The organism is Methylophaga sp. UBA1464 (assembly GCF_002325665.1).
Taxonomy (GTDB): domain Bacteria; phylum Pseudomonadota; class Gammaproteobacteria; order Nitrosococcales; family Methylophagaceae; genus Methylophaga.
Genome location: NZ_DCSO01000091.1, coordinates 28346 through 39569, shown reverse-complemented (window position 1 = coordinate 39569; position 11224 = coordinate 28346). Strand labels below are relative to the sequence as shown.

At 46.5% G+C, this 11224-nt stretch carries 11 protein-coding genes; 8 read left to right on the top strand and 3 right to left on the bottom strand.

The window, feature by feature from the left end; genetic code table 11:
- The 7 genes from B3O33_RS12495 to B3O33_RS12465 form a co-directional block, all read left to right on the top strand.
- Positions 1-1095, top strand: a 1095-nt coding sequence (locus B3O33_RS12495; protein WP_292363738.1) for a formylmethanofuran dehydrogenase subunit A, incomplete at its 5' end; no start/stop codon positions are given.
- On the top strand, positions 1092-1994 hold the full coding sequence (gene fhcD / locus B3O33_RS12490) for a formylmethanofuran--tetrahydromethanopterin N-formyltransferase (protein ID WP_292361128.1): 903 nt from the start codon (positions 1092-1094) through the stop codon (positions 1992-1994). The genes B3O33_RS12495 and fhcD, both read left to right, overlap by 4 nt.
- Positions 1991-2806, top strand: coding sequence for a formylmethanofuran dehydrogenase subunit C (locus B3O33_RS12485; protein WP_292361130.1), 816 nt, complete (start codon positions 1991-1993; stop codon positions 2804-2806). Before fhcD ends, B3O33_RS12485 begins: the two co-directional genes overlap by 4 nt.
- A gap of 159 nt (positions 2807-2965) precedes the next feature.
- Positions 2966-3976, top strand: coding sequence for a class 1 fructose-bisphosphatase (locus tag B3O33_RS12480; RefSeq protein WP_292361131.1), 1011 nt, complete (start codon positions 2966-2968; stop codon positions 3974-3976).
- A gap of 91 nt (positions 3977-4067) precedes the next feature.
- Entirely contained in the window at positions 4068-4805 is a 738-nt protein-coding gene (locus B3O33_RS12475; RefSeq protein WP_292361133.1) for a dienelactone hydrolase family protein, read from the top strand.
- 54 nt (positions 4806-4859) lie between these two features.
- Complete coding sequence (locus B3O33_RS12470; RefSeq protein ID WP_292361136.1) at positions 4860-5666, top strand: HD-GYP domain-containing protein; 807 nt, start codon at positions 4860-4862, stop codon at positions 5664-5666.
- Between the two features lie 35 nt (positions 5667-5701).
- Entirely contained in the window at positions 5702-6097 is a 396-nt protein-coding gene (locus tag B3O33_RS12465; RefSeq protein ID WP_292361138.1) for an MAPEG family protein, read from the top strand.
- 15 nt (positions 6098-6112) lie between these two features.
- Here B3O33_RS12465 and B3O33_RS12460 read toward each other — a convergent pair whose 3' ends face one another.
- The gene (locus B3O33_RS12460) at positions 6113-6370 is read right to left on the bottom strand and encodes a TIGR03643 family protein (protein ID WP_292361140.1); all 258 of its coding nucleotides are present in this window, start codon (positions 6368-6370) and stop codon (positions 6113-6115) included.
- Positions 6371-6420: 50 nt separating this feature from the next.
- Here B3O33_RS12460 and B3O33_RS12455 point away from each other — a divergent pair, with 50 nt between their 5' ends.
- Positions 6421-6951, top strand: a complete 531-nt coding sequence (locus B3O33_RS12455) for a lipocalin family protein (protein WP_292361142.1) — start codon at positions 6421-6423, stop codon at positions 6949-6951.
- On the opposite strand, the gene B3O33_RS12450 is transcribed toward B3O33_RS12455, so the two are convergent.
- Both B3O33_RS12450 and B3O33_RS12445 read right to left on the bottom strand, forming a co-directional pair.
- Entirely contained in the window at positions 6933-10094 is a 3162-nt protein-coding gene (locus tag B3O33_RS12450; RefSeq protein WP_292361144.1) for an efflux RND transporter permease subunit, read from the bottom strand. The two genes, B3O33_RS12455 and B3O33_RS12450, sit on opposite strands and share 19 nt — an antisense overlap.
- A gap of 16 nt (positions 10095-10110) precedes the next feature.
- Complete coding sequence (locus tag B3O33_RS12445) at positions 10111-11184, bottom strand: efflux RND transporter periplasmic adaptor subunit (RefSeq protein WP_292361147.1); 1074 nt, start codon at positions 11182-11184, stop codon at positions 10111-10113.
- Positions 11185-11224: the final 40 nt, after the last annotated feature.

Here is an 11224-nt window from a genome sequence, read left to right as displayed (position 1 = left end):
TTTAAATTTAATCAGCGCAAACTTGATTTGGATGAAAAGAACGATTTTTATGGGGTGACACCGCGCGATATCCTGCACCGGCTGTCTACAGCAGTAAAAGAAATCGGTGTGCCGCACCCGTTACATGTGCATGGTTGTAATCTGGGCGTACCCGGGAATATGCAAACGACGCTGGATACCATTCAGGGCGCTGAAGGTTTGCCGATGCATTTGACGCATATTCAGTTCCACAGCTACGGCACCGAAGGTGATTTTAAATTCTCATCCGGCGCAGCTGAAATCGCTGAAGCGATTAATAAACATAAAAATATTACTGTGGATGTCGGGCAGATCCTGTTCGGCCAGACGGTGACGGCATCGGGCGACAATATGCGTCAGTTTGCCGGAGCACCACATGCACATCCTAATAAATGGGTGTGTATGGATATCGAATGTGAAGCCGGTTGCGGTGTAGTACCGTTTAAATATAAAGATCAAAGTTATGTAAACGCGTTGCAATGGATGATTGGTCTGGAAACCTTCCTGATGGTCGATGATCCCTGGCGGATTTTCCTGACCACCGATCATCCGAATGGTGCACCGTTTACCAGCTATCCGCATCTGATTAAGTTATTGATGGATAAGTCTTTCCGTAACGACATGCTCTCTACTTTGCATCCGGAAGCACAAAAAGCAACCCATCTGGCGTCGTTGGATCGTGAATATTCGTTGTATGAAATTGCCATCATGACCCGGGCAGGTGCAGCCAAACTCGTTGGTCTGGCAGATCGTGGACATTTGGGAATTGGCGCGGCAGCGGATATCACTGTTTACACCGATAACAGTGATCGTGAGAAGATGTTCGAAAAACCGGATTATGTCTTTAAAGATGGGGAAATGGTGGTGCGTCAAGGCCAGGTCATCAAAATTACCTGGGGCACCACACATGTGGTTAAACCGGAATATGATGTGAGTATCGAAAAACCGTTACAGGAATATTTTGATAAATTCCACACTTTGAAAATGAGCAACTTCAAAATCAGTAATGACGAAATCGTCGATGATGGTCGTGGTAGCTTAACCATTCAGCCGCTGCATAAGGGAGGCAGACTATGATCATCAATGGCGTCAGCATTGATAAAACCTTTGCCGAAGCCTTTCCGATGAAAGGCACGCGAATCATTATTACTGCTCAGAATCTTGAATGGGCGATGCATTCAGCAACTGCCTTCACTGGGTTTGCAACCTCGGTTATTGCCTGCGGTTGTGAAGCTTCGATGGAAAGAATATTAGAGCCTTCTGAAACCCCTGATGGTCGTCCCGGTGTGGCCTGTCTGATTTTTGCTATGGGTGGCAAAGGGTTAGCCAAACAGGTTGAAACCCGTGCTGGTCAGTGTGTACTTACTTCCCCAACATCTGCTTTATTTTCGGGTATTGAAGGTGAAGATGGGAAAGAAATTGCCCTGGGTAAAAACCTGCGTTTCTTTGGTGATGGTTATCAAATCTCAAAAATGATTGATGGTAAGCGTTACTGGCGTATTCCGGTTATGGATGGTGAATTCCTTACCCAGGAAAACACCGGTGTGGTTTCTTCTGTTGGAGGGGGTAACTTCCTGATTCTGGCGGAATCTCAGCCTCAGGCCTTGGCGGCCTGCGAAGCAGCAGTTAAGGCGATGAAACAGTTACCGAATATCATTATGCCGTTTCCCGGAGGCGTCGTTCGCAGTGGATCGAAAGTCGGTTCAAAGTACAAAGCACTTAATGCGTCAACCAATGATGCCTTCTGTCCAACGTTAAAAGGTCAGACTAAATCCGAATGTTCGCCGGAAGTCGAATCGGTGATGGAAATCGTTATTGATGGTCTGAGCAAAGAAGATATTGATAAAGCCATGCGGGTCGGCATTCAGGCGGCATGTGATTTAGGCGCTGAAAACGGTATTCGCCGAATCAGTGCTGGTAATTATGGTGGCAAACTCGGCCCATTCCACTTTCATTTGCAGGAGATCATGGCATGAAAGCACTGACTCTTAAACTCAAAATGGATTTGGCACAACGTGTCGATTGCTCCCCATTAACGCCTGATAAACTGGCGGGTAAAGATGTAGCCGATATTGCTGCGATGGAACTGGTCAGTGGACGTTTAACGTTACCGGTTGATCAGCTGTTTGATATCAGCGGCGATGATGTCAATGATATCCGCTTTGAGAACAGTTCTGCCAAACTGGATCATATCGGTCATGCGATGACTCATGGACGCATCACTATTGAGGGCGATGCCGGTGCCTATCTGGGCCAGTTTATGACAGGCGGAAATATAGAAATTACCGGAAACACATTTATTTATACCGGCTGTGAAATGAAAGGTGGCCAAATCAAAATTAACGGTAACGCAGGTGATTTTGTTGGCGCAGCACGCAGCGGTTATAAAAACGGGATGACCGGCGGTATTATTATCGTCACCGGAAATACCGGCGCACGTACCGGTGATCATATGCGCCGTGGCATGATTCTGATTGAAGGCAATGCTGGTGATTACTGTGGTTCACGAATGATATCCGGCACTATTGCAGTGCTCGGTGAGGTCGGCAAACATCTGGGATATGCGATGAAACGGGGCACAATATTGCTGCCCAAAATGCCACAGCATGGCATTACCGCCAATTTCAATGATTGTGGATCGCACACGCTGGCATTTTTACCCCTGATGTTTGCGTCGTTTAAAAAGCTGGACAGCCAATTTGCCAAGGTGGAGAGTTTTTCCAGGGTGCAGCGTTATGCGGGTGATCTCGGTGGCATTGGTATGGGTGAGATTCTCGTTAAAATCTAGTTATTATTAGCAGGGGAAAAGCGGGTCTGTTCCCCTGCATTTTAAAACACTTCTAACTGCTCTTGGCATTTTCATCGCCACTGGTTTACTCTCGCTTTAAACAGCTGCGAATCATCAGCTCGACACCCTGAAAAATAAATAGTTAAAGAGAGAAACGCCATGTCTGATATCGGCAAATCAGTGAATCAACTTATCGTTGAAGAGCAAAGATCCCATCCGGATTCGACAGGCGATTTGACGGGATTATTAGGCGATATAGTCAGTGCCTGTAAAAAAATCTCTCATTTAGTCAGTCGCAGCAACATCATTGGTCTCGGTGGTTTTGCTGAAAGTGAAAACGTTCAGGGCGAAACGCAGAAAAAACTTGATATCATTACCAATGATGTAATGGTTGATCATCTTAAATGGACCGGCCATCTGGCCGCAATGGCCTCTGAAGAAATTGAAGAAATCATTCAGATCCCCAGCAAATTTCCCAAAGGTAAGTATTTGATTTGCTTTGATCCATTGGATGGCTCCTCCAATATTGATATCAATCTCTCAGTAGGCACTATTTTCTCCATTTTACGTTGCCCCAATGATTGTAAAAATCCGACATTAAAAGACTTTATGCAAAAAGGCACAGAGCAGGTTTGTGCTGGATTTACAGTATATGGACCAGCGACGATGTTAATTTTGACCACCGGTAACGGTGTAAATGGCTTTACCTTGGACAGTGATGTCGGTGAATTTATATTGACCCACCCAAATATGCGTATTCCCAAAGAGACCGCTGAATTTGCTATCAATATGTCTAATCAGCGCTTCTGGGAAGCTCCGGTCCAGAAATATGTCGAAGAATGTATGAAAGGCACCGAGGGTGTACGGGAGAAAAATTTCAATATGCGCTGGGTGGCATCAATGGTCGCAGAAGTTTATCGCGTACTGACACGAGGTGGCATTTTTATGTATCCGACAGATTCCAAAATTGCCAGGCAAGGCGGTAAGTTACGCCTGATGTACGAAGCAAACCCGATGAGTTTCATTGTCGAGCAGGCCGGTGGTGTAAGCTCTACCGGAACCCAGCGGATTCTGGATATCCAGCCGGAAAACATTCATCAGCGCGTCCCCGTCATCATGGGCTCAAAAAACGAAGTCGACAGAGTGGTTCGCTACCATCATGATGGCTAACTAAAGATGCATTCAATAAAGTAGCTTTTTTGCCAACTCTGCAGCGATCATTTGGTCGTAATAGTTCATAGACGATTGCCAGGGAGATAGCATGTTGCTGAAAAAATATTTATTAATCGGGCTTACCTGTTTTTCAGTGGCGGCAGCCGCTGATAATATCGATTATCAGGTGAATGATGAAACCTACGAAGGTTTCTATGTCAGTCCAGCAGATAGCGCCCCTTTGGTGTTATTGATCCACGACTGGGACGGCTTGACGGATTACGAAATCAAACGTGCCTATATGCTGGCTGAAGAGGGATATGCGGTTTTTGCCGCGGATTTATTTGGTAAAGGCATTCGACCCACGGAAGATAAAGATAAAAAGCAACATACCGGTGAGCTGTATCAGGACAGACAGAAAATGCGTCAGTTACTGAAAGGTGCTTTGGACAAAGCCGCTGAACTGGGAGCCAACCGGCAAAAGGTTGTTGTTATCGGTTATTGCTTTGGTGGTGCAGCGGTGCTTGAAATGGCTCGTTCGGGGGAGAATCTGCAAGGTTTTGTCAGTTTCCATGGGGGCTTAAAAACCCCTCAGGGACAGGATTATGCCAGTACTTCAGCAGAAATTCTGGTATTGCATGGTGCCGCTGATAAAGCGATAAGCATGCAGGAGTTTGCTCAGCTGAGCACAGAGCTTGAAACCTATAATGTCCCCAACGAAATGATTGCCTATGGCGGTGCGGAACATGCTTTTACCGTGTTTGGTGTTGATCGCTATAATGCTGCAGCTGATCAGAAATCGTGGCAGCGTCTATTGCAGTTTCTGGAAGCAAAACTGCCAAATTAATCTATTGCGCGGGGTCTGAAGGATGGTTTCCCGACAGCTAACAATAAAAAATACATGAATTTACCCCCTCATTACCGAATTGTTCTGGTGTATTTGCTTGTTGGGATAGCCTGGATATTTTTTTCAGATATCTCTGTAGAGTATTTATTTTCAGGAGAACGTGTTACTCAGATACAACATTTCAAAGGTTGGGCGTTTGTAATCTTAACGGCTGCATTCCTGTATGTGCTGATTCGTCATGACTTCAAGGCGATTCAGGCAGCCAATCGTAAAATTCTGGACAGTATTGAACAGGCAGTGATGGGCTGGATTCATGTGATGGATGCACGGCACAAGGAAACCAAAGATCATTCCGAGCGGGTTACCCGAATGACGGTAGCACTGGCAAAACTGTCCGGCATAAGTGATGAAAAACAACTGGAATCGATTCGTTATGGCGCAATTCTGCATGATATTGGCAAAATCGGCATCCCGGATGAGATTTTGACAAAACCCGGAAAGCTCACCGATGCAGAATGGGAAATCATGAAACAGCACCCACAAATCGCTTATGATATTTTGTCAAAGAACGATTACCTGCGACAGTATATGATGATTCCTTATGAACATCATGAACGATGGGATGGATTAGGTTATCCACAGGGTTTGAAGGGAACCGAGATACATTTTGAAGCAAGACTTTTTGCCATTGTTGATGTCTGGGATGCGATTTATCATCGCCGGGTTTACAAAGATGCATGGCCGGAAGATAAAGTACTTGAATATTTATCCGAACAATCAGGAAAAGCATTTGATCCAGCGTTCAGTGAGTTGTTTGTAAAAAATTATGCCCAACTGAAAATTGCAGCTGAATTCAGCTGATTAATTCCTTTAACTTTTGCTGCCTGGAGTAATACATGCCTGCGTTGTTTATCGTGTTATTTATTGTTACGTTTTTCCCGATGATACTGGCATTTATCGGCGGCTACTTACGTTATAAACACGTTGATATCTTTGATAACCGCCATCCCAGAGAGCAACAGTCTGAGTTAACCGGTGTGGCTGCCCGCGTGTTAGCGGCACAGAAAAATGCCTGGGAGGCGTTGATATTCTATTCCGCCGTCACGTTGCTGGCGTTTTATTCCAGTGTAAATCTGCGGGATTTGAGTGAAGCAGCCATTTTGTTTCTGGCCTGTCGTATTCTACACCCGATTTTTTACGCCCTGGATTTGGCTGTTTTTCGCAGTTTGATTTTTATGGTCGGCTGGTTAAGTTGTGTTTATATTGCGATAAGAGCCTTTACCGCCGTTTAATAAAACTCAAGTGGCTTAGCGTGGTTTATATTGAGTCGGACAGTAGGCCCGCGAGATACGCGGATCACGCAAAGCCTGATGTTTGGTTTTTCGCCCTGCAACCCGTTCCCGCCACAGATGAAATGAACCTGGTTTCATTTCGCGTTGCATCAATTTAATGACCTGATTCTCCGGTAAGCCATACAGCCGGAAAATCGCTTCAAACGGTGTACGATCTTCCCACGCCATTTCAATGATTCGGGAAATATCCGCCAAACTTAGCGTCTCACTCATACATGCGACCTCAGATATAAACTCGTAAATTAACCAAAGGTGTGTGAAATATGCGTCTATTTACCATTCTTCTGCTATCACTGATGTTAACTGCTTGCACTGGAACTCCCAAAGGGGTTGAGCCTGTCCCTGATTTTGAGCTGGATCGTTATCTGGGTAAATGGTTTGAAATAGCGAGACTGGATCATTCTTTTGAACGGGGTTTAACATCGGTGACCGCCGACTATAGCTTGCGGGAAGATGGATCCGTCAGGGTGATCAATCGCGGCTACAACAGTGAGAAAGGACAATGGGAAGAAGCTGAAGGTAAAGCAAAGTTCGTCAGAGACGCTGATATTGCACACCTGAAAGTATCCTTTTTTGGACCATTTTATGGTGGTTATGTGGTGTTTGGTCTGGATAAACAGGATTACCAGTATGCGTATGTGTCAGGCCCTAACCATAACTATTTATGGTTATTGGCCCGTACACCGCAAGTCAGTGACGAGTTAATTGCCAGCTTTATTAACGAGGCTGAGCAACGTGGTTTTGATACTGACAAGCTGATCTTTGTTGAACAGGATCAAGCGTTAGATGATTGAGGCTGCCGAGACAATTGTTTACGTTGTGTCCACGATAAAATCGATATTAACAAGCTTGGCAGGAATGTCAGCGTGATAAGGGTGGAAACCGCGATGCCCACCAGAACCACAATACCCACACCTCGGTAGAGCTCAGTACCGGCACCAGGGATAAACACTAACGGTGCCAGACCAAAAATGGTGGTCAATGTCGACATCAATATCGGGCGCAACCGAGTTGCTACGGCTTGATTAACGGCCGTATGTACCGATATGGCTTTGTCGGTCAAATTACGTCTTGCCTGTTCAACAATCAAAATCGGATTGTTGACCACTGTACCCAGCAGGATGACAAAGCCCAGCATAGTAATCATATCGAATGGTTGGATGATTGCCGGTAAGCCGAACGAGTTTAACAGGCTGCCGGAGGCATTGATGGCGACCAACCCGACAATACCTCCGGCGATGCCTAATGGCACAGTGGTTAAAATAATTAATGGATAGCCCCAATGTGAGAATATAGCGACCAGAACCAGATAGATGAGTATAACAGCCACCACAAGATTTTCAGATAAGGATTCTCTTGTGGCATCCAATTGATCCGAAGCGCCGGAAATAGAAAGGTTAATTCCTTTGGCGACTTCACCTTCAGCCTGCATGGCGGGAATCATTTCGTTGCGAACTTTATTCACTGCGGTTTCCAGAGCCACATCTCTCGGCGGAATAATCAGCAGGGTGACGGTTCTGCGACTATCAACCCGTCTAAGGGTTGCACTATCAACGGTTTCGACCAAATCAGCCAAAGCATTCAATGGAATAATACCGCCATTGGGGGTGAGTACGGGCAGACCGGCTAAGCCTGACAAATTCTGTTGTTGCCCTGCAGTGCTGAACAGAAACATATCGACTTTGTCATCATCAATAAAAAACTCATCAACAAAAGCGCCATCACTTAATGCTGCAACTGAAAAACCAAAATCGTTGGCTGTAAACCCGACCTCGGTTAACCGCGACCAGCGAGGCCGGATTTCAATTAATGGTTGATCCAGCGATAACGATCCAGGAATGGAATCTATCTGTGGGTTTTCAAACAACTGTTCGGCTCGTTTGAGCGCAAATTCTGCCGTACTGTATAGGTTTTCCATATCCGGACCGGCAATATCCAGACTGACCGCACGTGTTCCGCCCTGATCGCTGGAAATAATTGAACCACGACCTGAGAAAGCACGCATACCCGGATAACTTTCAAATAAATCGGTTAACGCATTCATCATTAGTTCGATATCTTGCGTTCGGGTAGGCTCACTGAGCACGCGTAAACCGGTTGGAGTGGTACGAATAAAATAATAGGCAAGTGATGGAAGCGGGGCTTCTCCACGATCAAATAAGGCTGGATCAGCTCCTTTGGCCTCACTGAGAATTTCAATGACCTCTTCACTGATTCGCAACATTTCCGAGAGGTTATAGCCGGGGGGGGGAATCATACTGGTAAAGGCTTTGGGTTCTTCACCTTCAGGGAGGTATTCAGCCGGCGGCATTAAATGCCATGCGGCAACCAGGGTTGCTGATACCGTAATGAGCATGGTGATCAGGCGTCTGAAAAAACCACCGGTAATCCAGTTGACGCTATGGAGGATGACGCCTCGACGATGTAAATCTTCATGAGTACCACGACTTTTGCCAAGGCCGAAGTGAGCACAGGCGGCGGGCACCACGGTTACGGCAAATAGCATTGAAGCCAGAATGGCTACCGAAATGGCAATAGCGATATCCGAATACAATTGGCCGGCTTCTTCCTGAACAAATAATACCGGAGCAAAAACCAGAATCGTTGTCATGCTGGAAGCCAGGACCGCTGTCCACACTTCACGAACACCGGTAATAGCGGCTTCAATTCTATCCAGGCCGCGGCGCCTGGCCTGTTCAATGCTTTCGAGTACAACAATCGTGTTGTCGACCGTCATGCCTATCGCAAAGGCAATACCGGCCAAGGAAATCACATTGATCGTACGATCAAAAACCAATAACCCTAAAAATGCCGCAATAATACACACCGGCATCCCCATCAAACCGATTAATGTGCCACGAATACTGCGAAGGAATAAAAAAAGTATGATGGTGGCCAGCAATGCCCCTAGCAGCAAGTTCTGAGAGACATTCTGTATTGATGATTCGACATAGCGAACATCGTCGCCAATCAGGACTAAATCCAGGCCATTCGGATGCAGTAAATCTCGCCGCATCTCTTCAACCACCTGCATCATGCCGGATTTTATATCGATTACATTAGAACCCGGTTCGCGCTTAACCGCCATCGTCAGGCCACGCTCGTCATTGACCACGGCGACTTCACGAACTTCATAGTGACCCAGATTAATCGTGGCGACATCTTTCAGGAAAATATCAGTGCCGTTGCGATGCGCCAGAATCAATTCTTCCAGTTCCTGCTTATTATCAAACCGGCCAACCGTTCGGATTAAATAGCGTTTTTTTCCATCATCCAGGTCACCGGCAGAGGTATCGCTGTTACGGGCACGGATGGCATCGCGCACCTGGGTAAGGCTTAAGCCTCTTTGAGCCAGTTTGGCGGGATCAATAAAGATTTGCATCTGTCGTTCGGCGCCGCCGCGGAGCTGAACCTCGGAAACACCCGGCACACGCTCCATCTGAGTACGAATATTGTCATCGATAAAGTCGGTGATCATGTCGATATCAAGATTCAGCGGGTTGCCTGGTAGCGGGGATACCGCAAAATACATAAAAGCGTTTTCCGAAAACGAGCTGCTGCGGATACTGGGTTGATCGACATTTTCCGGATAGCTGGGAACCTGGCTTAGCGCATTGGCGACTTCTATTAAGGTTTCATTTATATCGACGCCAAACGGGAAATCCAGCTCAACGTATGAAACACCGGTTTCGGCAAACGATTCCATTCGTTTAAGGTTTGGAATATTACGCAGATAGCGTTCCTGCTCGATCAGGATTTCCTTTTCAATATCCTGAGGCGTTGCTCCAGGCCATTGCGTCACAACGCTGATGGTGCGTACATCCAAATCAGGAATCATCTGTACGGGGATCATTCGTGCGGCAGAGATGCCGAGAACACAAACAATCAGCACCATGACAGTAAGTAGTTTGGCGTTACGAATCGGTGCTTCTAGCATGCGGGGTTAATTCCTTTTATCTGGCGTCGCTGGCAAGTTCAACTTCATCGTTATCGCTAAGCACCTCATTACCGCGAATTACCACTAAGTCATCGGCTGTTAACCCCTCAGTAATAATGATACCGTCAGAACTTTCACTACCGACACTCACAGTTCGGCGTTGCGCCCGGTTGTTGTCATCAATAATAAATACACTTCTTCCGCCATCAGGATGACGTAATACTGCATCACGAGGAATGAGATACCCTTTTGCTTTATCCCCACCCATATAGATTACTGCACTGGCAGAAGTGCCGGGTAACAGAGTCACATCATTTGAATCCACAACAATGCGGACTAAAAATGAGCGGGCCTGTGTATTACTGACCGGGACGAGAGCAGTAATTTTTCCAGAGAGTTTCTGTGACGGCAGTGCATCAGGCAGTATTTCGACCCGGCTTTCTGTCGTGATCTCAGAAAATCGTTCCTGGGGCACGTTAACATCAAGTCTGACAGGCTCCAGAGCTACCAATTCCAGCACTTGATCACCTCGATTAATCCATTCACCGGCTTCCGTCATTTTGGCGCTGATAACACCACTGAAGGGGGCTGGCAGTTCATGTCGACTCAGCTGTTCTGCCGCGGTGTTTTGCATGGCCGTGGCCGCTGCCAGAGCTGCTTGACTCAATAAGAGATTGGATTCGCGATTAGCCAGCTCTGTAGCCGAAATGTAATTATCTCCACGAAGCCGTTTGGCTTCTTCGACTAATCGCTCGGCTTCACTTGCACTGGCCTGAGCTTCATTTGTTGCAGCCCTTGCCTGTTCCAGCTGTTGTTTGGCGATAGCTGGATCCTGTCTCAGTAAAACATCACCCTGTTTAACCCGGAAGCCGGCATCCACTAAAACTTCTTTGACTAAGCCATCAACTCTTGGAGACAGCAATGCCCTGCGTTCAGCTGTTAATGAGCCTGATAGGGTCAGTGTTTCAGTCGATTCTGATACTATCGGCTTACTGACACTTACCGGTGTGGCCGCGAGGCCGGGTTGAGTGAATAGTATAAAAATAAACCCGCAACCCAGCAGGTTGCTTGACGAAAATGATTTCAACATAGTGGTTCGCATGGTTGGTGAATGCAATTAATGAACGATA